Origin of the sequence: Pseudomonas sp. BGI-2 (assembly GCF_004310295.1) — a bacterium.
GTDB lineage: Bacteria > Pseudomonadota > Gammaproteobacteria > Pseudomonadales > Pseudomonadaceae > Aquipseudomonas.
In genome coordinates this window covers 1-24791 of sequence record NZ_SISB01000064.1, presented here as the reverse complement: position 1 = coordinate 24791, position 24791 = coordinate 1, and the positions used below count along the sequence as shown (strand labels likewise).

Genomic DNA, 24791 nt, shown 5'->3' with positions numbered 1-24791 from the left:
GCAGTGATGCGTAAATACCTGACCGGGTTATGGGCATGCATGCGTTCTGGAGAAGAATTTAATACGGCCAAGCTTTTTAGCGAAAAACATCTCGCGAAAGCTTGACCGTGAACAGAGTATCTACAGGGTACGGGGCTATTAGCGGTAATCGTCGACAGGGACGCACGCACAAAACAGATTACGGTCGCCGTACACGTTGTCCACCCGATTCACCACCGGCCAATACTTGTGCGCCTTGGTGTGCGCATCCGGCGTCACCGCTTGCTCGATGCTGTAAGGCCGCTCCCAAACCCCGGTGATATCGGCCAAGGTGTGCGGCGCGCGCTTCAGCGGATTGTCCTCGGCTGGCCAGTTACCGTTCTGCACCTCGGTGATTTCCGCGCGAATGCTCAGCATCGCCCCGATAAACCGGTCAAGTTCGGCCTTTGACTCACTCTCGGTCGGCTCGACCATCAGCGTTCCCGGCACCGGAAACGACATGGTCGGCGCATGGAAACCGTAATCCATCAGACGCTTGGCCACGTCCTCTTCGCTGATCCCGGTCAGCGCCTTCAGTGGCCGCAAATCCAGGATACATTCGTGGGCCACACGCTCGTTGCGCCCGGTGTAGAGCACCGGAAATGCCCCGGACAAATGCTGCGCCAGGTAATTCGCGGTGAGGATCGCCACCTCACTGGCATCCGCTAATTGCGGCCCCATCATCGCGATGTACATCCAGCTGATCGGCAAAATACTCGCACTGCCCCAAGGCGCCGCGCTGACCGCGCCGTTCTGTGGCAGCGGTCCTTCAATCGGCACCACCGGGTGATTGGCAACGAACGGCGCCAGGTGCGCGCGCACACCAATCGGCCCCATGCCCGGCCCGCCGCCGCCATGGGGAATGCAGAAGGTCTTGTGCAGGTTCATATGGGACACGTCGGCGCCAATGTCCGCCGGCCGCGCCAATCCAACCTGAGCGTTGAGGTTGGCGCCATCCATGTACACCTGGCCGCCGTGGCTGTGGATAACTTCACAGATTTCGCTGATGCCTTCCTCGTACACGCCGTGGGTCGAGGGATATGTCGCCATCAGGCAGGCGAGCTTGTCGCCCGCCTCCGCGGCCTTGCTTTTGAGGTCATCCAGATCGACGTTACCCGCCTCGTCGCACTCGACGATCACCACGCGCATCCCGGCCATCTGCGCCGACGCCGGGTTGGTGCCGTGGGCCGAGGACGGAATCAGGCAGATGTCGCGCGCTCCTTGATGACGACTCTCGTGGTATTTGCGGATCGCCAGCAGCCCGGCGTACTCGCCTTGCGCGCCGGAGTTGGGTTGCATACAGATCGCGTCGAAACCGGTAATCGCGCAGAGCCAGCGCTCCAGCTCTTCGATCATCAGCGAATAACCCACCGCCTGCTCTTTCGGCGCAAACGGGTGCAGGTTGGCGAACTGCGGCCAGGTGATGGGGATCATCTCGCTGGTGGCATTGAGTTTCATGGTGCAGGACCCCAGCGGGATCATCGACTGATTGAGCGCCAGGTCCTTGTTCTCCAACTGTTTGAGGTAGCGCAGCATCTCGGTTTCACTGTGATGAGCGCTGAACACCGGATGACGCAGATAAGGCGAGGTACGCAGCAGACCTGCGGGAATACCGGAAGCAAGGACTTCAGCATCCAGTTCGTCGACGTTCAGCCCATGATCGGCACCGAGGAATACATCAAACAGTTTCGCTACCGTGGTTTCGTCAGAGGTTTCGTCGAGGCTCAGTCCCAACTGTCCGCGCCCGAGAATGCGCAGATTGATCTGTGCGGCCTGGGCACTTTCGATGATTGCCGTCTGTGTGCCACCGACCTCCAGCGTCAGCGTGTCGAAAAAGTGTGTGTTGAGGCGGGTGATGCCGTGACGCTCAAGGCCGGCGGCAAGGATGCAGGTCAGCCGATGGACGCGCTGGGCAATCTGCTTCAACCCTTCCGGCCCGTGGTAGACCGCATAAAAACTGGCAATGTTGGCCAGCAGCACCTGGGCGGTGCAGATGTTCGAGTTGGCCTTCTCCCGACGGATATGCTGCTCGCGGGTTTGCAGGGCCATGCGCAAGGCGACATTGCCGCGAGCATCTTTCGAGACGCCGATGATCCGCCCGGGAATCGCCCGTTTGTACTCATCGCGGCTGGCAAAGAACGCCGCGTGCGGTCCGCCGTATCCCATCGGCACGCCAAAACGCTGGGAGGAGCCAAACACCACGTCGGCGCCCAATTCCCCCGGAGGGGTCAGCAACAGCAGGCTCAGCAGATCCGTCGCGACACAGACCAGCGCCTGCTGGGCATGCAGATGATCGATCAATGGACGCAGATCGCGGATCTCGCCATGGGTGTCGGGGTACTGCAGCAACGCGCCAAACACCTGGTGCTGTTTCAAGTTATCCACAGCGTCGATGATCAGCTCGAAACCGAACCCTTCGGCTCGGGTCTGCACCACGGAGATGGTTTGCGGATGGCAGTTCTCATCGACGAAGAACAGATTACTTCTGGATTTGGCGACCCGCTTGGCCAGCGCCATGGCTTCCGCCGCCGCCGTCGCTTCATCGAGCAGCGAAGCGTTGGCCAGTTCGAGCCCCGTGAGGTCGATGGTCAATTGCTGGAAATTCAGCAGCGCTTCGAGCCGGCCCTGGGCGATCTCCGGTTGATAAGGCGTGTAGGCGGTGTACCAACCAGGATTTTCCAGCACGTTACGCACAATGACGGTCGGCGTGAGGGTGCCGTGGTAGCCCATGCCGATCAGGCTGGTCCAGACCTGGTTCTGCTCGGCGTACCCGCGCAGTTTGGCCAGCGCGGCCTCTTCGTCGAGGGCGGGCGGCAAATCGAGCGGCCGGTTCAGGCGGATTCCCGGCGGAACCGTCTGCTCGATCAACTCGACCCGGCTGCCGAGGCCGAGGCTGTCGAGCATCGCCTGTTGCTCGGCGGCATCGGGCCCGAGGTGGCGGCGAAGGAAGGCATTGGGGTCGCGTAACTGGCTCAAGGACGGCAACTGGGACATGACGGGCTCTCTCTTGACTGGCGCTCAACGTCGATGCAACACGGTCAAACCAGCATAGCAGCCGCTGCCGACAGCGAACCCTGTAGGAGCGAGGCTTGCCCGCGAAGGCGGAGTGCCAGTCTATAGCTGAGTGGCTGACGCACCGCCTTCGCGGGCAAGCCTCGCTCCTACAGGGATTATCGTCAGGCGAAAAAAAGCCCCGACAAGTCGGGGCTTCGGGAATGACGCTGAAGGCTTACTCGCCGATGGCGGCCTTGTAGCCGGCTGCATCGAGCAGCTTGTCGAGATCGCCAGCGTTGCTTGGCTTGAGCTTGAAGATCCAGGCACCGTATGGGTCGGAGTTGAGCAATTCCGGATTAGCGCTCAGTTCCTCGTTGATCGCGATCACTTCACCGGATACCGGGGAGTAGATGTCGGATGCGGCTTTAACCGATTCAACGACACCGGCTTGATCTTCGGCAGCGAAGACTTTTCCGACTTCGGTCAGCTCAACGAACACCACATCGCCCAAGGCTTCCTGAGCGTGATCGCTGATGCCCACGGTGACGGTGCCATCGGCTTCGAGACGGGCCCATTCGTGACTTTCGGCAAAACGCAGGTCGGCAGGAATATCGCTCATGTTCTGTGTCCTCAAGAGAATTGTCAGCGGTCGTTGCCCGCCAAAAAGGTTAGATCAAGGTTTTGCCATGGCGTACGAAGGTCGGTTTGACCACTCGGACCGGGTACCACTTGCCACGGATTTCCACTTCTGCGCGGTCGGCAGTTGCCATCGGCACACGCGCCAGTGCTATCGATTTGCTAAGCGTAGGAGAGAAACTACCACTGGTGATCTCCCCTTCGCCAACATTGGCGATGCGGACCACTTGATGAGCGCGCAAAACCCCACGCTCCTCAAGGACCAGCCCGACCAGTTTGTGCTGCACGCCACCCGCCCGTTCGGCTTCAAGAGCGCTGCGACCGATGAACTGGCGAGTGGCCGGTTCCCACGCAATGCTCCAGGCCATGTTGGACGCCAGTGGTGAAACGTCTTGATGAATGTCCTGACCGTAGAGGTTCATGCCGGCTTCGACCCGCAGAGTATCGCGCGCCCCGAGGCCGATCGGCGAGATGCCCGCGCCCACCAGATCGTTGAAAAATCCCGGGGCTTGATTGGCGGGCAGAACGATTTCCAGGCCATCTTCGCCGGTGTAACCCGTGCGCGCGATGAACCAGTCACCATCGGCCTGGCCTTCGAAGGGCTTGAGCATCTGAATCAGGTTGCCGCGGGACTGGGTCACCAGTTCGGAGATTTTGTGCCGGGCCTGAGGCCCTTGAATGGCCAGCATCGCCAACTCGGAGCGCTCGTTGAGCCGCACCTTGAAACCATCGAGATGGGCCTGCATCCAGGCGAGGTCCTGGTTGCGGGTGGAGGCGTTGACCACCAGCCGATAACCGTCCTCGAGACGGTAGACGATCATGTCGTCGACGATGCCGCCGCGCTCGTTGAGCATGGTGCTGTACAAGGCACGGCCAGGGCTGTGCAGACGTTCGACGTCATTGGCCAGCAAATGCTGGAGCCAGGCCTTGGCCTGACGGCCGCTGACATCGATCACGGTCATGTGGGATACATCGAAAACCCCGCAATCGCGACGCACCTGATGGTGTTCCTCGACCTGCGAGCCGTAATGCAAAGGCATATCCCAACCGCCAAAATCGACCATCTTCGCGCCGAGGGCGAGATGAAGGTCATACAGAGGCGTACGCTGTCCCATGGGTTTCTCCTTCCGGGCGTGGCGAAGGTGCGGGCAGGTGCTGCACGGGGTGAAAGCCTTGAAATATATGGCTTTCAGCCGATTTCAGCTACCTGAGCTGTAGGACAGACCGCACCGAATGCCGCGCATTGTAGCCTCAAGGTGTAGGACTGGCACCTAGGTGTTTCGATGCGCCGAACGTCGAATCAATCCGATGACCGGTAACAGCCCGACCAAAACCAGGGTCAGGGCCGGCAACGAGGCCCTCGCCCACTCACCTTCACTGGTCATCTCGAAGATCCGAACTGCCAGCGTGTCCCAGCCAAACGGGCGCATTAGCAGGGTCGCGGGCATTTCCTTGAGCACATCGACGAACACCAGCAACGCGGCGCTCAAACTGCCGGGCAGTAATAACGGCAGATACACTTTGAAAAACAGTCGTGGCCCACTGACGCCAAGGCTACGTGCTGCTTCGGGCAAAGATGGCCGTATTCGCGCCAGACTGCTTTCCAGCGGCCCATACGCCACCGCGATGAAACGCACCAGATAGGCCAGCAATAACGCCGACAGACTGCCCAGCAGCAATGGCTTGCCGGCGCCCCCCAACCAACCCGATAACGGAATCACCAGTTCGCGGTCCAGGTAACTGAACGCCAACATGATCGACACCGCCAGCACCGACCCCGGCAGGGCGTAGCCGAGATTGGCCAGGCTGACACCGGAGCGGATTGCTCGGGTCGGCGCCAGGCGTCGAGCAAACGCCAGCACCAAAGCAACACTGACGGTGATCAGCGCCGCCATGCCGCCCAGGTACAAGGTATGAACGATCAGGCCCGCGTAACGCTCATCCAAATCGAAGCGCCCGCGCTGCCAGAACCACACCATCAGTTGCAGCATCGGAATGACGAAGGCACACGCGAACACCAGACCGCACCAACTCATGGCCGCCAGCGCTTTGAAACCGCGCAGGTGATACAGCGCCTTGACCCGAGGTCGTTCGTTGCTCGCCCGGTTGGCCCCGCGAGCACGACGCTCGCCGTACAGCACGACCATCACCACCAGCAGCAAAAGGCTGGCCAGCTGCGCGGCAGTGGAAAGGCTGAAGAATCCGTACCAGGTCTTGTAGATGGCGGTCGTGAACGTGTCGAAGTTGAACACCGACACCGCGCCGAAATCCGCCAGGGTTTCCATCAGCGCAAGCGCCACGCCAGCACCGATGGCCGGGCGCGCCATGGGCAACGCGACTCGCCAGAACGCCTGCCACGGGGATTGCCCCAAGACTCGCGCCGCTTCCATCAAGCCTTTGCCTTGAGCCAGGAACGCGGTTCGCGCCAACAGGTAAACGTAGGGATAGAAGACCAGCACCAGGACCAGAATCACCCCGCCGGTGGATCGCACCCGCGGCAACCTCAAGCCCGTGCCAAACCATTCGCGCAACAGGGTTTGCACGGGGCCGGCGAAATCCAACAGGCCGACGAAAACGAATGCCAGCACATAAGCCGGTATCGCAAAAGGCAGCATCAGCGCCCAGTCCAGCCAACGCCGACCGGGGAACTCGCAGAGGCTGGTCAGCCAGGCGAGGCTGACGCCCAAGACCGTCACGCCGATACCGACGCCAAGTACCAGGGTCAGGGTGTTGCCCAGCAGGCGCGGCATCTGGGTGTCCCAGAGGTGGGACCAGATTTGATGATCGATGGTTTGCCAGGAGAAAAACAGGACGCTCAGGGGCAGCAGGACCAGCGCGGCGATGGCGAAGACCAGGGGATACCAGCGGCGTTGGGCGGGGTGGGCCAAGGACAAGCTCTCGTCTAAATGATTGTGCCCACGTCGAGGCGTCGAACCGTCTGCGTGGGCACACATCGGGTGACGCTCTGCGTCACGCTTCGACGCGGAGCGTCGGGGGATGCATTCCCACGCAGAGCGTGGGAACGATCAGTATTGCAGTTAGTTCCAGCCAGCCCGATCCATCATCCGAATCGCTTCAGCCTGACGCTTGCCGGCAATTTCCACAGGCAACGTATCAGCGACAAACTTGCCCCAGCTCGCCACTTCTGCGGAAGGCTGAACCGCAGGGTTGGCCGGGAATTCCTGGTTCACGTCAGCAAAGATCTTCTGCGCTTCAGGTGTGGTCATCCATTCCACCAAGGCTTTGGCCGCTTCCGGGTGCGGGGCGTGTTTGGTCAGGCCGATGCCCGACAGGTTCACGTGCACGCCACGGTCGCCCTGGTTTGGCCAGAACAGCTTTACCGCCAGATCAGGCTTCTGCTTGTGCAGACGACCGTAGTAATAGGTGTTGACGATGCCGACGTCGCATTGGCCAGCGTTGATGGCCTCCAACACCGCGATGTCATCCGAGAACACGTCGGTGGACAGGTTACTTACCCAACCCTTGAGAATTTTCTCGGTTTTGTCAGCGCCGTGGACTTCGATCATGGTGGCGGTCAGGGACTGGTTGTAGACCTTCTTCGCCGAGCGCAGGCACAGGCGGCCTTCCCAATTTTTGTCGGCCAGACCTTCGTAAGTGGTCAGCTCGCCCGGCTTCACCCGCTCAGTGGAGTAAGCGATAGTCCGCGCCCGCAGGCTCAAACCGGTCCAGGCATGGGCGGAAGAGCGATATTGCAGCGGGATATTGGCGTCGATCACCTTGGAGGTGAACGGTTGCAGGATGCCCATTTGCTCGGCCTGCCAGAGGTTGCCGGCATCGACGGTCAGCAGCAGGTCGGCGGTGGCGTTCTCGCCCTCGGCCTTGATCCGCTGCATCAGCGGCGCTTCCTTGTCGGTGATGAACTTCACCTGTACACCGGTTTTCGCGGTGTAAGCGTCGAAGACCGGCTTGATCAGCTCGTCGATCCGCGAGGAGTAAACCACCACTTCATCGGCGGCCTGGGCAGCGGTGCTGCCAATCAGGGTCAGGGCGAGTGCGGTCAGTAGACGCTTCGGTATCAACATGGGAGCGATCTCTCGGTTGAAAAATTGAAGCCAAATGATATGGACTCACATTTAGCTTCTCAATCGAACAGTTTGCGGAGGCGTTACCAGATGTTGCACCGTTGGAATTTGCGGTGAATGTTCTTGCCCCATCGCGAGCAGGCTCGCTCCCACAGGGATCTCCAGTGTTCACAAATAATGTGTGATGAACTGAACCCTAGTGGGAGCGAGCCTGCTCGCGATGAGGCCATCAGCCACAACGAAGATCTCAGGCCTTGGCCAGTGCCGGCAAATCCCCGATCAAACCCAGCGCTTCGCGCACGAACAGCGCCTTGGCTTCAGGCATCTGGTCGACCATCTTCAACCCGGCATTGCGCAACCAGCGAATCGGCAACGGATCAGCCTGGAACAGGCGCTCGAAACCCTCCATCGCCGCCATCAATGCCAGGTTGTGAGGCATGCGCCGACGCTCGTAACGGCTGAGCACTTTCACATCCGCCAAACGCTCGCCACGGGCAGCCGCTTGCAACAGCACTTCGGCCAGCACGGCGGCATCGAGGAACCCGAGGTTCACGCCCTGCCCGGCCAATGGGTGAATGGTGTGGGCCGCGTCGCCGATCAGCGCCAGGCCTTCAGCCACGTAACGCTTGGCATGGCGCTGACGCAGGGGCACGCACAGACGTGGATCGGCGCTGAGCACCGTGCCAAGTCGGCCTTCGAAGGCTCGCTCCAGCGCTTTGCAGAAACCTTCGTCGTCCAGCGCCATCAGGCGTTCGGCTTCGTTCGGGGTGGTCGACCAGACGATCGAACACCAATCCTGCTGACCGTCACGTTCCAGCGGCAGAAACGCCAATGGACCGTTGTCGGTGAAACGCTGCCAGGCAGTCAGCTGATGAGGTTTTGAGCTGCGCACGCTGGTCACGATCGCATGGTGCAGATAATCCCACTCGCGAGTCGCCACACCGGTCAGTCGCCGCACCGCGGAGTTGGCGCCATCCGCCGCAATCACCAGCGGTGCGCGCAGCGTGCGCCCATCGGCCAGGGTGAGCAGCCAATCGTCGCCGGAGCGACGCATTTGCTCCAGGCGCGCGTTGGCCAGCAGTCCCAGATCACAGTCATGCAAACGGTCGAGCAAGGCATCCTGAACCACGCGGTTCTCGACGATATGCCCCAGCACTTCGGCATGCACACTGGTCGCCGAAAAATGGATTTGCCCGGTGCCGCTGCCGTCCCAGACGTGCATGTCGGTATACGGGCTGCTGCGCCGGCTGGCGATACCGTCCCAGACACCGAGGCGATCGAGAATCCGATGGCTGGCCGTCGACAAGGCGCTCACTCGCGGTTCGAACGGCGATTGTTCGTCGTAGGGCTTGACGCTCATCGGGCTGCCGTCCAGCAGCAGGACTTCCAGCCCGCTGTCCTGCAACGCCAGCGCCAGGGCGCTGCCGACCATTCCAGCCCCGACAATCAGCAGATCTGCGCGCATTTCCATGCTTTAAGCCTGTCTCGCTTGCGGCTTGAGCCGCACGTAAAGGGTTTTTCCGACCCGCGCCACCAGGTGGCCGGCGCCGTCATGAATATCGACCTGCAATTGCGGCAGGTACTTTTCGCCATCCGCCGTCTGCCGGCGGATCTCGTCGAGCAAGGTCTCGTCGATGCTGAAACGGGCGAACACCGGGCCTTTGCCCGGCGCGATGAAATCGATGTCGGCGGCTTTGTCCCAGACAATGTACCGGTGACCGAGGTTTTCCAGCAGCATCAGCATGAAAAACGGATCGACCATCGAATACAGACTGCCGCCAAACTGGGTGCCGACGTAATTGCGGTTGTACCAGCTCAGGCCCATGGACACTTGAATGTCCCGGAAGTCATCGCTGATGTGCCGCACCCGAACCCCGGCACCCAGGTACGGCGGGTAGAAGCTCATGAACCAACGCATCAACCGCGCCTTGCCGAACTTGCCAACCAGCCACTTAAGCATCAGGACGCGTACCCAGGCCCATGGCTTGCCGGGCAAACCAGCGCTTGGCCGGCGGCAGCAGATCAAGGCCGAGCAGGCCGATGTTACGGCCCAACGAAACCAGTGGCTGCGTGCTGCCGAACAAACGGGTCACCTGATCGGAGAAGCCCACGGTCAGGTTCTGATCCATGCGCTGACGCTCGCGATAGGCCTGCAAGGTCGCGAAGTCGCCGGGGGATGTTTCGCTCGCCAGCAGGGCATCGGCCAGAGCCTGAGCATCACGCAGCGACAAGTTGAAACCCTGACCGGCAATCGGGTGCAAGCTGTGGGCGGCGTTGCCGAGGATCGCCAGATGCGGACGCACCTGCTCTTCGGCTTCGATCAGCGTCAATGGGTAAAGATGCCGCGCGCCCACCTGCTTCAGGGTGCCAAGGCGATAACCGAACACGCCCTGCAATTCGCTGAGGAAGCTCTTTTCATCGAGGGCCGCCAGTCGTTGCGCGTCCATCCCCAATCGGGTCCAGACCAGGGCGCAGCGGTTTTCCGGCAGCGGCAGCAACGCCATCGGGCCATCGTCGGTGAAACGCTCGAAAGCCATGCCGTTGTGCGCTTCGCTTGGCGTGATGTTGGCGATCAGTGCGCTCTGGTTGTACGGACGCTTCTTGATGCCGATCCCCAGTTGCTCGCGCAGGCCCGAACGGCCGCCATCAGCAAGCACCGCAAGGTCGCATTCCAGCGTGGTTTCATCGTTGAGGATCAGGCGATAGCCATCGGTCAGCGGCTCCATGCGCGTGACTTCCGCCGGGCAACGCCAGGTGATCACGTCCTTGTCCAGGCCTTGCCAGAGGCATTGGCCGAGCCAGGCGTTTTCCACCACATAACCCAGCGCCGGAACGCCCTCTTCCATCGCCGACAATCGCGCGGTGGAGAAACGACCACGGTCGGAGACATGAATCTGCTTGATCGGCTCGGCGCGGCGGGAGATTTCCTGCCACACGCCCAACCGTTGATAAATCTGCTTGGCACCGTAGGACAACGCCGAAGAACGGGCGTCGTAGCTCGGTTGATAGGTGTGGCCCGGCGCGAATGGCTCGATCAGCACGATCTTCCAGCCACGGGCCTTGGCCCCGGCCTGCAACGCCAATGCGAGGCTGGCGCCAACCAGACCGCCACCGATGATTGCCAGATTGACTCGACTCATGCGGCTTGCGTCCGCGCGGCGGCCATCAGGGCCTCGATCTCGGCGACCGTTTTCGGTACGCCCTGGGTCAGGATTTCACAGCCGTTTTTGGTGACCACCACGTCGTCCTCGATGCGCACGCCAATGCCGCGCCATTTCTTCGCTACGTTCTGGTTGTCCGGGGCAATGTAGATGCCCGGTTCCACGGTCAGCGCCATGCCGACTTCCAGCACACGCCACTCGCCGCCAACCTTGTATTCGCCGACGTCATGCACATCCATGCCTAGCCAATGGCCGGCGCGGTGCATGTAAAACGCCTTATAGGCTTCGCTGGCGATCAACTCGTCGACGTCGCCCTGCAACAAGCCCAACGTCACCAGACCGGTGGTAATCACCCGGACCGTGGCTTCGTGCGCCTGATTCCAGTGTTTGTTCGGGGCGATTTCGGCGAATGCGGCTTCTTGCGACGCCAGCACCAACTCGTAAATCGCTTTCTGCTCCGCTGAATACTTGCCGTTGACCGGCCAGGTGCGGGTGATGTCGCTGGCGTAGCAGTCGATCTCGCAACCGGCGTCGATCAACACCAGGTCGCCATCCTTGAGCACCGCGTCATTCTGCTGGTAATGCAGGATGCAGCTGTTGCGCCCGGCGGCGACGATCGAGCCGTAAGCCGGCATCTTCGCCCCGCCCTTGCGGAACTCGTAATCGAGTTCGGCTTCGAGGCTGAACTCGTGCAGCCCGGCCCGACTGGCCTGCATCGCACGGATATGCGCCTGGGCGGAAATCCGTGCGGCTTCGCGCATCACCTTCACTTCTGCTGCCGATTTATACAGGCGCATGTCGTGCAGCAGATGATCCAGGGCAACGTATTCGTTCGGCGGCTGGGCGCCGAGGTGTGCTTTAGAGCGGATCACGTTGATCCACTCCATCAGGTGCCGGTCGAATTCCGGGTTGCTGCCCATGGCCGAATACACCCGGTCGCGCCCTTCGATCAGGCCCGGCAGGATGTCGTCGATGTCGGTGATGGGAAACGCATCGTCGGCGCCGAAGTCGCGGATCGCGCCTTCCTGGCCGGCGCGCAGGCCGTCCCACAGCTCTCGCTCGGCGTTGCGTTCACGGCAGAACAGAATGTATTCGCCATGTTCGCGACCGGGCATCAGCACGATGACGGCCTGAGGCTCGGGGAAGCCGCTGAGGTACTGGAAGTCGCTGTCCTGACGGTAAACGTGCTCGACGTCACGGTTGCGAATGGCCACTGCGGCGGCGGGCAGGATGGCGATGCTGTTGGGTTCCATCTGCGCCATCAGGGCCTTGCGGCGCCGGCTGTATTCCGATTTCGGGATATGAATCATGGGCAGATGGCTTTCCCTGGCTCGCGATTAATGCAACGACGGCTTGGCCGCAGCCGGCGCATCTGCTTTTTTGGTTTCGGAGAACAGCAGCAGCGGTGCGACCCGCAGGTATTCCATGACTTCCATGTAGTCGCTTTCGCCATCTTCGGACTCTTCCAGGGCGTCTTGCACCTGAGAAATGGCGGCCAGATCTTGCAACACTTCGGTGGCTTCGGTGCTCAGCATGCTGCTGTCACGGCAGTTCAGGCCGAAACCACTGAGGAAGCCCTGGCACCATTCGCCCAATGCAGCGGCGCGGTCGGCCAATGGTGCGTCATCGGTCGGCAGCAGCAGAACAACAGTCACGTCGTCGCCAGTGAGCTCGCCCTTGACCATTTCCTGCAAGCCGATCAGGGCGTTGCGGACATTATCCTGTGGCTCGGTTTCGAGCAGCTCGGCGGCATCAATCAGCCAACCTTCGGCTTCGAAGCCGGCACCGGCGCAACTGCGGCCGAGCAGCAGGCCATGCAGTTCGGCAGGCGAGACGTTATGACCGCTGGAAGTCAGCAGTGTGGCGAAGGCTTGGTACGGGGAATTCTGAATGGGCATGGGCAGCTAGGCGCCAGACGGCGCTATGTCTAGAATGAAGGCCTTGTATCCTACATCGACAGACTCGCCAAGACTATTAAAGGCTGTCCGCCAGCTACCCCGTCAGACACAGTGGACAATATGGAAGACACCGACCTGCAAGCGCTGATGGCCAGACTCGAACTGCTAATTGATCGGGTCGAGCAACTTAAGAGTCAAAACGGACTCCTATTAGCTCAGGAAAAAACCTGGCGCGAGGAACGCGCTCACCTCATTGAAAAGAACGAAATCGCCCGGCGTAAGGTCGAATCAATGATTTCGCGCCTCAAGGCCCTGGAGCAAGACTCATGAGTTCAAGCAATAGCGTTACCGTGCAGATTCTCGATAAAGAGTATTCGATCATTTGCCCCCAGGAAGAGCGCAGCAACCTGGTGAGCGCCGCCCGTTACCTGGACGGGAAGATGCGCGAAATCCGCAGCAGCGGCAAAGTCATCGGTGCCGACCGCATCGCCGTGATGGCCGCGCTGAACATCACCCACGATCTTCTGCACAAGGAAGAACGCCCGGATGTGCAGGCCAGCGGCTCGACTCGCGAGCAGGTCCGCGACCTGCTGGATCGCGTCGATCTGGTGCTCGCCACCGATCCGGACGTCACCAAGGGCTGAAACGTGAAACCGCTTGGGGTATACTCGCAACACTCCCTGGGGTGCTTGCCAGTTGGCGATGTCCCTGAGCCGATTTGCTATACCCTGGAGGTTGCACGTTGGGCTGGTGTGCATGTCCGCTAGACGGAAAGCCTTAAAGCCTACTGCATCTTCCACCTTGAACTTTCGGGTTCAAGGGCTAAGTCGACAGCGGTACATCCGGGGAGCCTGATTCCAGCCCGATGCCGGTTTAAATACCGGCATCGGCTTTTTTACGGGTACGCTTTATGTATCCGTCCTGTCGAAGCCTGAATCCATGACCGAACCTGCGCTGCTGCCCCGCCCGCAACTTCGACGCATGCTGCGCAAGGCCCGCCGCGCACTGACACCCAGTCAGCAGCGCCAGGCTGCTCGCGGGCTGTACAAGCAATTGGCCCAGCAACCGCTGTTCCGCCGCGCAAAACACATCTCTCTTTATCTGCCCACCGACGGTGAAATCGATCCGCGTGTTGTGCTGCGTGCCGCTCAACGTCGGGGCAAGGCGACTTATCTACCGGTGCTCAGTGCCTGGCCGCGAACCAAAATGGTGTTCCAGCGGATTCGTCCCGGTGACAAGCTGAAACCCAACCGCTTTCGTATTCTCGAACCCCGGCACAATCTTGCCCGGCAACGCAAAGTCTGGGCGCTCGATCTGGTGCTGTTGCCTTTGGTGGGATTTGACGATGTCGGCGGACGCCTGGGCATGGGCGGTGGTTTCTATGATCGAAGCCTGGCGTACCTGGCACGACGTAAAAACTGGCGCAAGCCGACGCTATTGGGGCTGGCCCATGAATGTCAGAAGGTCGAACGATTGGCTCAAGCGAGCTGGGATGTGCCGTTACAGGGAACGGTGACAGACAAGGCGTGGTATTTCGCAGGCTAGACGCCGCAGGAATCAGCGGCGTCCCAAGACAGGTTCAGCGTTTGAACGCCGACGGCTGCTGTTGCTGCGCGATTTCGATCGGAGCGTCGGTCTTGTTGTTCCACAGGCTTTGGGCATAGCCAGTGGTCACGACGCCGAGGCCGAACAAAATAACCAAAATCCATAGTAAATCCGGTTTGCGTTTCATCGATTGCCCCCCAAAGGCACATCAACACGATGACAGCAGCGGTTTCCGTTGTAGGTGTAGGCCGTGCAGCAGCGTCAAGCTTAGAAGGCCGGCATTCTGCGACAACGTGAACCGACACGCAAACGCTGGCGTCAACCGACCGTCGGTTTGTCATAAAATTGCCCGACAACTTGCCCACTCACCTCGCAAGGAGCAAAAACCATGGCCTATTGGCTGATGAAATCCGAGCCCGACGAGCTCTCGATCAAGGGCCTGGAGACGCTTGGCAAAGCGCGCTGGGACGGAGTTCGCAACTACCAGGCGCGTAATTTTCTGCGGGCCATGGCCGTTGGCGACGAGTTTTTCTTCTATCACTCCAGCTGCCCCGAACCGGGAATTGCCGGGATCGGAAAGATTGTCGAAGCCGCGTATCCGGACCCGACGGCGCTGGAGCCGGAGAGCGTTTACTTCGACCCGAAATCTTCATCCGAGAAAAACGCCTGGAGCGCGATCGATGTCGCTCACGTCAAGACGTTTCCCAAGGTGCTGAAGCTGGATTATCTGAAACAGCAGACAGCGTTGGCCGAGATGCCGCTGGTGCAGAAAGGCTCGCGACTGTCGGTGATGCCTGTTACTGCAGAGCAGTGGGCTGCGGTGATTGCATTACGGGCTTGAGCACTGCAGAGACTGAAAGAATGCTATCGCGAGCAGGCTCGCTCCCACAGTGATCTGCAGTGAACACATGATTGTGCTTCACCACAAATCCTGTGGGAGCGGGCTTGCTCGCGAAGAGGCCAGCCCGGGCAGCGAGAGACTTACTGGATGATGAGGTTGTTGAACAACAAATCCTCAACCACCGGCTTGCCGGTCTCGTCATTCATCACTTGCTGGGTCTGTTTCAGCGCTTCCTGACGAAGCTTTTCCTTGGCTTCAACGTTACTCATCGCTTCGGTCGTCTGCTGAGCAAACAACGCCACCAGCTGATTACGGATCAATGGCTCGTTGGCCTTTACCGCTTTGGTCGCCTCGTCACCGGTCACCCGCAGTGCCACATCGGCCTTGTAGACCTTGAGCTTCGGCGTACCGTCCAGCCCGTAGTTGCCCACGAATGGCGGGCTCAGGGTGATGTAATTGACCTTCGGAGCTTCACCTTCTTTGGCTTCTTCGGCCATCGCTGCCACGGGCAGAGACAGGGCCAGCAACAACATGATCCACGCTTTCACAATTCGCTCCTTATCCGGTTTGCGGCCTAGCATAACGACCCGCCGCTCAAGCACAAGCTTATGGCTGGCTATCAGGGTCGGGCATGCTCGTTGACCCATAGACTCACACACCTACACTTATCGGCCATCACTCCCAAAGGAATAGCCCTGATGAAAGCCGTGCTGTGCAAAGCCTTCGGCCCTGCCGAATCGCTGGTGCTGGAAGACGTCGCCAGTCCTGTCGCGAAGAAGAATGAAATCCTGCTGGACGTGCATGCCGCCGGGGTGAATTTCCCGGACACGCTGATCATCGAGGGCAAATACCAGTTCAAACCGCCCTTCCCGTTTTCCCCGGGCGGTGAAGCGGCCGGTGTGGTCAGCGCGGTGGGCGAAAACGTCAGCCACCTCAAGGTCGGTGACCGGGTCATGGCCCTGACCGGCTGGGGCAGTTTCGCCGAACAGGTCGCCGTGCCGGGCTACAACGTGCTGCCGATCCCGCCTTCGATGGATTTCAACACCGCCGCCGCTTTCAGCATGACCTACGGCACTTCGATGCACGCGCTCAAGCAACGAGGCCATCTGCAACCCGGTGAAACCCTGCTGGTGCTCGGCGCTTCCGGTGGCGTCGGCCTGGCGGCGGTGGAAATCGGCAAAGCCATGGGCGCCCGCGTGATCGCCGCCGCCAGCAGCGCCGAGAAACTTGCGGTGGCCAAGGCTGCCGGCGCCGATGAGCTGATCAACTACAGCGAAACCAGCCTCAAGGACGAAATCAAACGCCTGACCGACGGCCAAGGCGCTGATGTGATCTACGACCCGGTCGGCGGTGACCTGTTCGACCAGGCCATCCGCGCCATTGCCTGGAATGGTCGGCTTCTGGTGGTGGGTTTCGCCAGTGGACGCATTCCTGAGCTGCCGGTAAACCTGGCGCTGCTCAAGGGTGCGGCAGTGGTTGGCGTGTTCTGGGGTTCGTTTGCCCAACGGCAGCCGCAGGACAACGCCGCGAACTTCCAGCAATTGTTTGGCTGGTTTGCCGAGGGCAAGTTGAAGCCGTTGGTATCGCAGGTGTATCCGCTGAGCAATGCGGCGCAGGCGATCAATGATCTTGGCCAGCGCAAGGCGGTCGGAAAAGTGGTGGTTCAGGTTCGCTGAGCCTGAAAAAAAGCGGTCTGGATTATCCAGGCCGCTTTTTTATTGTCGGAGGCTAAAGCAACTTCCGGATATCTTCCGGCAGCAAGCTCATGTATTTGCGAACCGGGCTGTTCCGGCACTCCCGAAAGATTTTCGGCACGCGTTTGTTCAGCTTGGCAATCAATGCCAGGCGCTCCTCATTCTGTAGCTGAGTCGTATAAATCACGTTCGACAAATAGGCACGCGTGTAATCAAACACTGCTGAATCAACCCACGCGTACTCCGGAAAATTGACCAATGCCTCATTGATGTCACGGCACCTCAACTGCTTGAGCCACTGGTTAGTGTGAATGGGCGTGTCCAAATCCAGCCTGAACACCATTGGGGCGGTTACTTCCTGCTCGGCAGGTGTATCGCCTTCGACCGCCCACGGCTTGAAGCGCCACTGCGTGATCGCCTTCCTGGCCGCTTCAGCCAGATCGGGATGGTTGCTTTGCAAAATGCTCAATTTGTTGACCGAGCCATCGGCATACACCGTGAATCTGATCCTGACTTCACCCGTGATCCCGGCTCTGAACAGCTCTCTCGGGTAAATCGGCTTCGGATTGTTTTCAGGGATCAAAAACACCTCCCCAGCCCAAACACCCGCAGCCCCAACCAACAACAGCAAAAACCCCAGCCACCGCATAACCCCTCCCCTTCACCACTGAAATGCCAATCCCGGCACCAGCACAAAGGTTAGGGCTCGCTGACCCGAAACAGAACGCCGCGACTTCCTGTTCGGTCGCAGGACATTTCCCAAAGCCCCGTCCTACCCAAGACCGAAATGCGTCATCAACGGCCGCTCGGGACTTTTCCCACAACGTCGTTCACTTATACCTGTGCGACATGTTCATAAAGGAACACACGATCCCCCACATTTCCTCTGTTTGGTCGATGCGAACCAGTGCTATTTTCGGTAACGAAACTGTAACATTCGCATCCGCAGTCAAAACAAGAAATCTGGAGCTCTTGAATGTTTGCTTTCTTTCGTCCTGCCGCACATCAGGCTCCATTGCCTGAAGAAAAAATCGATGACACGTACAAGCGCCTTCGTTGGCAGATCTTCGCCGGTATTTTCATTGGCTACGCGGGTTACTACCTGCTGCGCAAAAACTTCTCCCTGGCCATGCCCTACCTGATCGAAGAGGGCTATACCCGCGGCGAGCTGGGCCTGGCGTTGTCGGCGATTGCCATCGCCTACGGTTTGTCCAAGTTCCTGATGGGCATTGTGTCCGACCGCTCCAACCCGCGCTTCTTTCTGCCATTCGGCCTGCTGGTATCGGCCGGCGTGATGTTCATTTTCGGATTTGCGCCTTGGGCGACGTCCAGCGTGACCATCATGTTCATCTTGCTGTTTATCAATGGCTGGGCTCAGGGCATGGGTTGGCCGCCAAGTGGACGGACCATGGTCCACTGGTGGTCGCAAAAGGAACGCGGCGGCGTAGTGTCCCTGTGGAACGTCGCGCATAACGTCGGCGGTGGCCTGATCGGCCCGCTGTTCCTCCTGGGCATGGGCTTGTTCAATGACTGGCACGCGGCGTTCTATGTGCCGGCGGCCGTTGCCATGGCGGTGGCGGTGTTTGCCTTCGTCACGATGCGCGACACACCGCAATCGGTTGGCCTGCCGCCGATCGAGAAATACAAGAACGACTACCCGGAAGGCTACGACGCCAGTCACGAAGAAGAATTCAGCGCCAAGGAAATCTTCGTCAAATACGTGCTGCGCAACAAAATGCTCTGGTACATCGCAATGGCCAACGTCTTTGTCTACCTGCTGCGCTACGGCGTGCTGGACTGGGCACCGACCTACCTCAAGGAAGCCAAAGGCTTCAGCGTGGACAAAACGTCGTGGGCGTATTTCCTCTACGAGTGGGCAGGTATTCCCGGGACACTGTTGTGCGGCTGGATGTCGGACAAGATCTTCCGTGGCAACCGCGGCCTGACCGGCATGGTGTTCATGGCGTTGGTGACCGTGGCGACGCTGGTCTATTGGCTCAACCCGGCCGGCAACCCGACTGTCGACATGATCGCGCTGATCTCGATTGGTTTCCTGATCTACGGTCCGGTGATGCTGATTGGCCTGCAAGCGCTGGAACTGGCACCGAAAAAAGCCGCCGGTACGGCAGCGGGTTTCACGGGTCTGTTCGGGTATCTGGGTGGTTCGGTCGCGGCCAGTGCAGCGATGGGCTACACCGTGGACCACTTTGGCTGGGACGGCGGTTTTGTACTACTGATCGGCGCGTGCCTGCTGGCGATGGCCTTCCTGGCACCGACGCTGTGGCACAAGCAAATCGCCAGTCAGAGCCGCGAAGCGATCGCCTGATCGGCTTTTGATTTGCAGCGCTTGAGTCGCGCCTCCAGATTCCGGTCTGGCATGGCGTGACTGCGCAGGGCGTTAGCGGTCTGCTCGACATAATCGCGAGTGGTGCCGTAACGCCCGCAAGCGTTTTCGAACACGTGGCTCAGCACATGATCCGGCAAGTTGCCGGCATAGCTGGGCAGGTGTCGCTCCAAAACAAATCCCAATGCCTGAACCTGGCTGCCGTCTTCGAGACGGCAGTTGAGCCAGTGTGGGCGATAGGACGGGAACGGCATTTCGCGCTGCCAAAGCGCATAAAGGGATGCTTCCAATTGTTCTTCGGGCAAACGATAAGCGAAGCCGCTGCACGAGCCGCCGCGATCCAGACCAAAGACCAAACCAGGAACTTCCGGTGTACCGCGATGTTCGTGGGACCACAGGTACAAGCCGCGATGGTAGCCATGCACTCGACCGCGCACTCGCTCCACCGCCGCGCATTCAGGGCGCCAGATCAGCGAGCCGTAGGCGAACAGCCAGACCGGCCCGCCCTTGTGGCGCGCCATGGTCGACTGCATCGAGCTCAGCAATTGTTCGTGCGTAAGCTGCGGCCCCAGATCGAGCCGCGGAGGGTAAGCCAGATTCAAAAATGAAGATTCAATGGCGCTCATGGCGAATAGCGTTCAGCTCCCCGCGAGTGAAGAATTACTTAATAGAACGCACCGCTGTAACAATAAGGCACATATGTTTTAAGGCAATTTAAGTGCCATGGCACAGTTCTTAAATAATCGCCTCGTTGAGATATAACCTACCGGCATTTATATCAATGTATAAATACCGATCGGCTATATGGAGAGTTATAACGGTCAAGTCCGAGGATCAAGATCGTGGATCAAGATCGAGGCGCGTACGCAAACACATCCGCGCGCATCTGATGAGCATCCATCCCGGCTTCAACCAAAGCATCCAGCGTGCCGTAGACCATGGCCGGAGAGCCACTGGCATACACATGCAGGGATTTCAGATCAGGGAAATCCTCACACACCGCCTCATGCAGCATCCCGCAGCGCCCCTGCCAGCCGCACTGGTCGCTGACGACTTTATGCAGGAACAGATTGGGCAACTTCAGCCATTCATCCCAATGTTCGATTTCATAAAAGTCTTCTGGCCGGCGCACGCCCCAATACAGATGCACCGGGTGCTTGAAGCCCGCGGCCCGGCAATGTTCGATCAGGCTGTGGATCTGACCCATGCCGGTGCCAGCGGCGATCAGCACCAGCGGACCGTCAGGCAATTCCGCCAGATGGGTATCGCCGAACGGCATCTCGACCCGCACCAGCGGGTTGCGTTGCAGTTGTTCGATCAGGTTCTGCGCACTGCTTTCGCGCGCCAGCACATGGATTTCCAGGTCTCGCCCGGCATGGGGTGCCGAGGCCAGGGAGAAGGCGGATTTCTCGCCGTTCTCACGCTCGACCATCAAATACTGGCCAGCGTGATAGCGCGGCGGCTTGCCGGCCGGCGCTCGCAGATGTACGCGAAAGGTATCGCCGCCGACATCCCTGCACTCAATGACCTGACACGACAAGCTGCGCACCGGTAATTCTCCCAGCGCGAGCACGCCATCCCACAGCACGATGCAGTCTTCCAGCGGCTCTGCTATGCAAGTGTAGAACTCGCCATGGTCGCGCACACCGCCTTCCTGTTCGACCCGCCCTTCCACCAGCAGTGCGGCGCACACGTGGCAATTACCGTTGCGGCAGCTTTGCGGGCATTCATAGCCCAGGCGCCGCGCGCCATCGAGAATCCGCTCGCCGGGCAGAATCTGTAGCACTGCTCCGGAGGGCTGCAAAGTTACACGCATCAATCTATTCCTAACTGATTCCAGATGGCATCGATCCGCTGGGTTACGGCGTCGTCCTTGACGATCACCCGGCCCCACTCGCGAGTGGTTTCGCCCGGCCACTTATGCGTGGCATCGAGCCCCATCTTCGAGCCCAGACCGGAGACCGGCGAGGCGAAGTCGAGGTAGTCGATCGGCGTGTTGTCGATCATCACCGTGTCGCGCTTGGGGTCCATGCGCGTGGTGATGGCCCAGATCACGTCGTTCCAGTCCCGCGCATTGATGTCGTCGTCAGTGACGATAACGAACTTGGTGTACATAAACTGTCGCAAAAACGACCAGACACCGAGCATTACCCGCTTGGCGTGGCCCGGATACGACTTCTTCATGGTCACGATGGCCATGCGGTACGAGCAACCTTCCGGCGGCAGGTAGAAGTCGGTGATTTCCGGGAACTGCTTCTGCAGGATCGGCACGAACACTTCGTTCAACGCCACGCCGAGAATCGCCGGCTCATCCGGTGGACGGCCGGTGTAGGTGCTGTGGTAGATCGGTTTGATCCGGTGGGTGATGCGCTCGACGGTGAACACCGGGAAGCTGTCGACTTCGTTGTAGTAACCGGTGTGGTCGCCGTACGGGCCTTCGTCGGCCATCTCGCCCGGATGGATTACGCCTTCGAGGATGATCTCGGCGGTGGCCGGCACTTGCAGGTCGTTGCCGCGGCATTTCACCAGTTCGGTACGGTTGCCCCGCAGCAGACCGGCGAAGGCGTATTCGGAGAGGCTGTCCGGTACCGGCGTCACGGCGCCGAGGATGGTCGCCGGGTCAGCGCCCAATGCCACGGAGACCGGGAATGGCTGGCCGGGATGCTTCTCGCACCACTCACGGTAATCCAGCGCGCCGCCACGGTGGCTCAGCCAGCGCATGATGACTTTGTTGCGGCCAATGACTTGCTGGCGGTAGATACCGAGGTTCTGGCGGTCCTTGTTCGGACCTTTGGTGACCGTCAGGCCCCAAGTGATCAGCGGGCCGACGTCACCGGGCCAGCAGGTCTGCACCGGCAGCATCGCCAGGTCGACGTCGTCGCCTTCGATGACCACTTCCTGGCACACCGCGTCCTTGACGACTTTGGGCGCCATCGCAATGATCTTGCGGAAGATCGGCAGCTTGGACCACGCGTCCTTCAGGCCCTTCGGTGGCTCAGGCTCTTTGAGGAAGGCCAGCAGCTTGCCGATCTCGCGCAGTTCGCTGACCGCTTCGGCGCCCATGCCCATGGCGACCCGCTCGGGGGTGCCGAACAGGTTGCCGAGCACCGGAATGTCGTAGCCGGTCGGGTTTTCGAACAACAGCGCCGGGCCTTTTGCCCGCAGCGTGCGATCACAGACTTCGGTCATCTCCAGCACTGGAGAGACGGGGATCTGGATGCGTTTCAACTCTCCGCGCTGCTCAAGCTGCTGCACGAAATCCCGAAGATCCTTGAATTTCATTGACGATGGCACCCCTAAAATAGGCGTACATCCTACCTGCTCTGCCGTCCGCTGGCAGCTTATCGCTGCTTACTTGGCCGCATTTGCGTTGCCGTTGCCCAGTGGTGTCCGAGCTTGCAACCGCTTGAACAGCGGCTCCAGCACCGGCGCGATGAAGCGCGCACCGACCTCAGACAGGTGATTGTCGTCGGTGTACAGCGAATGACCGTCGAGCTCGGCGCGGCAAAGACCCGCTTGATCACACAACAACGGCGCCGGATCGACCACGGTAACGCCCGGGTTGGCAGCCGCTATTTGCGCGAACAGTTGGCTGATGAATGCTTGACGCTTGAAGTGCTCCGCCACTGCCTGCCCGACGCCCTCGGTCGGACGATGCAACATGGCCAGGCGGCTGAGGCGGTAAGGCGGGCTGAACGGCTGCAGCGGCGCTTCCTTGATCAGCCAGACGCGATGCCCGCCATTACGCAACTGCCGGACTGTTGCCTGTAATCTTTCGGCCAGTTGCTGCTCGGCATTTGCCCGGTCGTAACGACCACGGGAATCTCTCAGAACATGCCCGAGATCGCCTTTCGCGTCGCCGTAGAGATACAGGCTCCAGCGCGCGACCAGCACCACGTCGCTCACTGATTGCGGCTTTAAGGCCTGCTCGACCCGGCAATTGAAACGCGCACACCGTTGATCGTGCTCAAGCCCTTCAACCGGGATACAACCCGTGGAACTGGCGAGAATCACGCTGGCGCCATGCTTTTGCGCCCCGTCATCGAACACCGGAATCAGCGCGGTGGCGTGACTGTCGCCCCAGACCAGCACCCGCGAGGACAGCGCTGACGTCCCGTAATGACAGAAAAGCTTGTCGTCAGGGGTGTTGTCGTCGGCCAGGCACCGCATCAGTTCCGGTCGCCATTCCTTCGCTTTGGCGTACTGCAACGCTTCATCGGACAGGCGCGAAGGCAAGCCGTCGGTCCAGCGCAACGCTTGACCGGCCAGGCCCAACACCAGCACACCGACGCCCGCCGCCAGCAGAATCTGCCGACGCCCCGCCAACAGCCGTCGCTCACGGAACGGCGTCTCGACGAAACGCCACGACGAGTAACCCAGCACCAGGCTAAGCAATATCAATCCGGCAACATCAAACGGACCGGGCTCGTCGACACTGGCGTAGCTGGAGAACACGAACACCGGCCAATGCCACAGGTACCAGGAATAGGAAATCAGCCCGAGGCCGACCAGCACCCGACTGGCCAGCAGCCCACCGACCAGGGTCTGCCGATGGCCATTGGCCCAGATCAACGCAACCACGCCAAGGGTCGGCAGCAACGCCGCTATACCAGGGAATGGCGTGCTTCTGTCGTAGCCCACTACCGCCAGCAGAATCAGCCCGAACCCGGTCAGGCTGACCACTTGAGCCCCGACGGTTGTCAGGCGCCATTGGCTTCTGGGCGCAACGGCCAGCATGGCGCCGGCCAATAACTCCCAGGCACGCATCGGCAACAGGAAAAACGCTTTTTCGGGGTGATGCGCCACAGCCCAGACACTGAGCCCGAAGGACACCATCAACACGGCGAACAGCGCCAGGCGCCAATGCTTAAGGCGACTCGACAACAGCGTCAGCAACAGCGGGAAGACAATATAGAACTGCTCTTCAACCGCCAGAGACCACGTATGCAGCAACGGCTTGAGATCGGAAGCGACGTCGAAGTAGCCGTCCTGACGCATGAACAGGATGTTGGAAACGAACATCACCTGGTAGCGCACCGAACGCCCCAGCTCTTCATAATCCTTGGGGGCCAGCAGAAACCAGCCCACCGCCAGCACGGCAATGATCATCGCAAACAGCGCAGGGAGGATTCGTCGGGCACGACGGGCCCAGAAGTCGACAAAGCTGAAGCGCCCGGCCTGACGCTGGTTCCAGATGATAGAGGTGATCAGATAGCCGGAAATCACGAAGAAGACGTCGACACCGACGAATCCGCCGGTAAACCCTGGGGCACCAAAATGGAACAACACCACGGCAATCACGGCGATTGCGCGTAAGCCGTCGATATCCCTTCGATAAGCAAGCGTGCTCATAAACAGTAAGGCCAGTCAGTTGATTGTTTTTACGATCATTTTTTGTTTTCTAACTGACCGGAGTTAATCACAAACCTCCCTTTTTTCGAGATCGAGTAGGAGGCGGATTTACATCCGCCGTCCTCTCACACCACCGTGCGTACGGTTCCGTATACGGCGGTTCCTGCCTACTGCCAAACAACGTCAGCGAGCTTGGTTCCGTTGATGTGTCGCCTGCGGTATCTAAGCGCCCAGACCGGCCCTCGGAGCTTCCGGCTCCTACCTC

General features: G+C 60.1%; 23 protein-coding genes and 1 other RNA gene. 7 read left to right on the top strand and 17 right to left on the bottom strand.

Annotated elements, in window-relative coordinates; genetic code table 11:
• Positions 1-138 precede the first annotated feature (138 nt).
• The 10 genes from gcvP to EYC95_RS28680 all read right to left on the bottom strand — a co-directional run bounded on the left by gcvP (position 139) and on the right by EYC95_RS28680 (position 12750).
• A complete protein-coding gene (gene gcvP, locus EYC95_RS28725; RefSeq protein ID WP_131063331.1) occupies positions 139-3012 on the bottom strand; it encodes an aminomethyl-transferring glycine dehydrogenase in 2874 nt (957 codons plus the stop codon).
• Between the two features lie 235 nt (positions 3013-3247).
• On the bottom strand, positions 3248-3631 hold the full coding sequence (gene gcvH, locus EYC95_RS28720; RefSeq protein ID WP_131063330.1) for a glycine cleavage system protein GcvH: 384 nt from the start codon (positions 3629-3631) through the stop codon (positions 3248-3250).
• A 49-nt stretch (positions 3632-3680) separates the two neighbouring features.
• Positions 3681-4763: a glycine cleavage system aminomethyltransferase GcvT gene (gene gcvT, locus EYC95_RS28715; protein WP_131063329.1), complete on the bottom strand. Its 1083-nt coding sequence runs from the start codon at positions 4761-4763 to the stop codon at positions 3681-3683.
• A gap of 156 nt (positions 4764-4919) precedes the next feature.
• The gene (locus EYC95_RS28710) at positions 4920-6536 is read right to left on the bottom strand and encodes an iron ABC transporter permease (RefSeq protein WP_131063328.1); all 1617 of its coding nucleotides are present in this window, start codon (positions 6534-6536) and stop codon (positions 4920-4922) included.
• A 150-nt stretch (positions 6537-6686) separates the two neighbouring features.
• Positions 6687-7691, bottom strand: coding sequence for an extracellular solute-binding protein (locus EYC95_RS28705; protein ID WP_131063327.1), 1005 nt, complete (start codon positions 7689-7691; stop codon positions 6687-6689).
• A 247-nt stretch (positions 7692-7938) separates the two neighbouring features.
• Positions 7939-9156 (bottom strand): 2-octaprenyl-3-methyl-6-methoxy-1,4-benzoquinol hydroxylase, encoded by a 1218-nt coding sequence (locus tag EYC95_RS28700; RefSeq protein ID WP_165557524.1) that lies wholly within the window; start codon positions 9154-9156, stop codon positions 7939-7941.
• Positions 9157-9165: 9 nt separating this feature from the next.
• Positions 9166-9651 (bottom strand): DUF4442 domain-containing protein, encoded by a 486-nt coding sequence (locus EYC95_RS28695; RefSeq protein ID WP_131063325.1) that lies wholly within the window; start codon positions 9649-9651, stop codon positions 9166-9168.
• On the bottom strand, positions 9644-10831 hold the full coding sequence (ubiH, locus tag EYC95_RS28690) for a 2-octaprenyl-6-methoxyphenyl hydroxylase (protein ID WP_131063324.1): 1188 nt from the start codon (positions 10829-10831) through the stop codon (positions 9644-9646). The genes EYC95_RS28695 and ubiH overlap by 8 nt, the downstream gene beginning before the upstream one ends.
• On the bottom strand, positions 10828-12162 hold the full coding sequence (gene pepP / locus EYC95_RS28685) for a Xaa-Pro aminopeptidase (RefSeq protein WP_131063323.1): 1335 nt from the start codon (positions 12160-12162) through the stop codon (positions 10828-10830). Before pepP ends, ubiH begins: the two co-directional genes overlap by 4 nt.
• A 27-nt stretch (positions 12163-12189) precedes the next feature.
• A complete protein-coding gene (locus EYC95_RS28680; RefSeq protein WP_131063322.1) occupies positions 12190-12750 on the bottom strand; it encodes a YecA family protein in 561 nt (186 codons plus the stop codon).
• Between the two features lie 120 nt (positions 12751-12870).
• Between EYC95_RS28680 and EYC95_RS28675 the strand changes: the two genes are divergently transcribed.
• From EYC95_RS28675 to EYC95_RS28660, 4 genes are all read left to right on the top strand, one after another.
• Positions 12871-13080 (top strand): TIGR02449 family protein, encoded by a 210-nt coding sequence (locus EYC95_RS28675; RefSeq protein ID WP_003177365.1) that lies wholly within the window; start codon positions 12871-12873, stop codon positions 13078-13080.
• Positions 13077-13394: a cell division protein ZapA gene (locus tag EYC95_RS28670; RefSeq protein WP_007942435.1), complete on the top strand. Its 318-nt coding sequence runs from the start codon at positions 13077-13079 to the stop codon at positions 13392-13394. Before EYC95_RS28675 ends, EYC95_RS28670 begins: the two co-directional genes overlap by 4 nt.
• Positions 13395-13424: 30 nt before the next feature.
• A non-coding RNA gene (ssrS, locus tag EYC95_RS28665) (6S RNA) lies at positions 13425-13603 on the top strand.
• 86 nt (positions 13604-13689) lie between these two features.
• The gene (locus EYC95_RS28660) at positions 13690-14295 is read left to right on the top strand and encodes a 5-formyltetrahydrofolate cyclo-ligase (protein WP_131063321.1); all 606 of its coding nucleotides are present in this window, start codon (positions 13690-13692) and stop codon (positions 14293-14295) included.
• Between the two features lie 34 nt (positions 14296-14329).
• Here the strand turns inward: EYC95_RS28660 and EYC95_RS28655 are convergent, their stop codons facing one another.
• The gene (locus EYC95_RS28655) at positions 14330-14482 is read right to left on the bottom strand and encodes a hypothetical protein (RefSeq protein ID WP_007942433.1); all 153 of its coding nucleotides are present in this window, start codon (positions 14480-14482) and stop codon (positions 14330-14332) included.
• A gap of 201 nt (positions 14483-14683) precedes the next feature.
• Here EYC95_RS28655 and EYC95_RS28650 point away from each other — a divergent pair, with 201 nt between their 5' ends.
• Positions 14684-15136, top strand: coding sequence for an EVE domain-containing protein (locus EYC95_RS28650; RefSeq protein ID WP_131063320.1), 453 nt, complete (start codon positions 14684-14686; stop codon positions 15134-15136).
• Between the two features lie 140 nt (positions 15137-15276).
• Here the strand turns inward: EYC95_RS28650 and EYC95_RS28645 are convergent, their stop codons facing one another.
• Positions 15277-15684 carry a flagellar basal body-associated protein FliL gene (locus tag EYC95_RS28645; protein WP_109635761.1) on the bottom strand — a complete coding sequence of 136 codons (408 nt, stop codon included), beginning with the start codon at positions 15682-15684 and terminating at the stop codon, positions 15277-15279.
• Positions 15685-15834: 150 nt separating this feature from the next.
• On the opposite strand from EYC95_RS28645, the gene EYC95_RS28640 reads away from it, so the two are divergent.
• Positions 15835-16812 carry an NADPH:quinone oxidoreductase family protein gene (locus tag EYC95_RS28640; RefSeq protein ID WP_131063319.1) on the top strand — a complete coding sequence of 326 codons (978 nt, stop codon included), beginning with the start codon at positions 15835-15837 and terminating at the stop codon, positions 16810-16812.
• 52 nt (positions 16813-16864) lie between these two features.
• Here the strand turns inward: EYC95_RS28640 and EYC95_RS28635 are convergent, their stop codons facing one another.
• Entirely contained in the window at positions 16865-17479 is a 615-nt protein-coding gene (locus tag EYC95_RS28635) for an energy transducer TonB (protein WP_131063318.1), read from the bottom strand.
• 327 nt (positions 17480-17806) lie between these two features.
• Between EYC95_RS28635 and glpT the strand changes: the two genes are divergently transcribed.
• Complete coding sequence (gene glpT, locus EYC95_RS28630; RefSeq protein WP_131063317.1) at positions 17807-19156, top strand: glycerol-3-phosphate transporter; 1350 nt, start codon at positions 17807-17809, stop codon at positions 19154-19156.
• Here glpT and EYC95_RS28625 read toward each other — a convergent pair.
• The 4 genes from EYC95_RS28625 to EYC95_RS28610 all read right to left on the bottom strand — a co-directional run bounded on the left by EYC95_RS28625 (position 19132) and on the right by EYC95_RS28610 (position 24526).
• The gene (locus EYC95_RS28625; RefSeq protein ID WP_109635766.1) at positions 19132-19800 is read right to left on the bottom strand and encodes a gamma-glutamylcyclotransferase; all 669 of its coding nucleotides are present in this window, start codon (positions 19798-19800) and stop codon (positions 19132-19134) included. The genes glpT and EYC95_RS28625 overlap by 25 nt on opposite strands.
• A gap of 221 nt (positions 19801-20021) precedes the next feature.
• Positions 20022-20990 carry a CDP-6-deoxy-delta-3,4-glucoseen reductase gene (locus tag EYC95_RS28620; protein ID WP_131063316.1) on the bottom strand — a complete coding sequence of 323 codons (969 nt, stop codon included), beginning with the start codon at positions 20988-20990 and terminating at the stop codon, positions 20022-20024.
• Positions 20990-22456 carry a 4-hydroxy-3-polyprenylbenzoate decarboxylase gene (gene ubiD / locus EYC95_RS28615; protein ID WP_007942423.1) on the bottom strand — a complete coding sequence of 489 codons (1467 nt, stop codon included), beginning with the start codon at positions 22454-22456 and terminating at the stop codon, positions 20990-20992. The genes EYC95_RS28620 and ubiD overlap by 1 nt, the downstream gene beginning before the upstream one ends.
• Before the next feature lie 69 nt (positions 22457-22525).
• Positions 22526-24526 carry an acyltransferase family protein gene (locus EYC95_RS28610; protein ID WP_131063315.1) on the bottom strand — a complete coding sequence of 667 codons (2001 nt, stop codon included), beginning with the start codon at positions 24524-24526 and terminating at the stop codon, positions 22526-22528.
• Positions 24527-24791 lie beyond the last annotated feature (265 nt).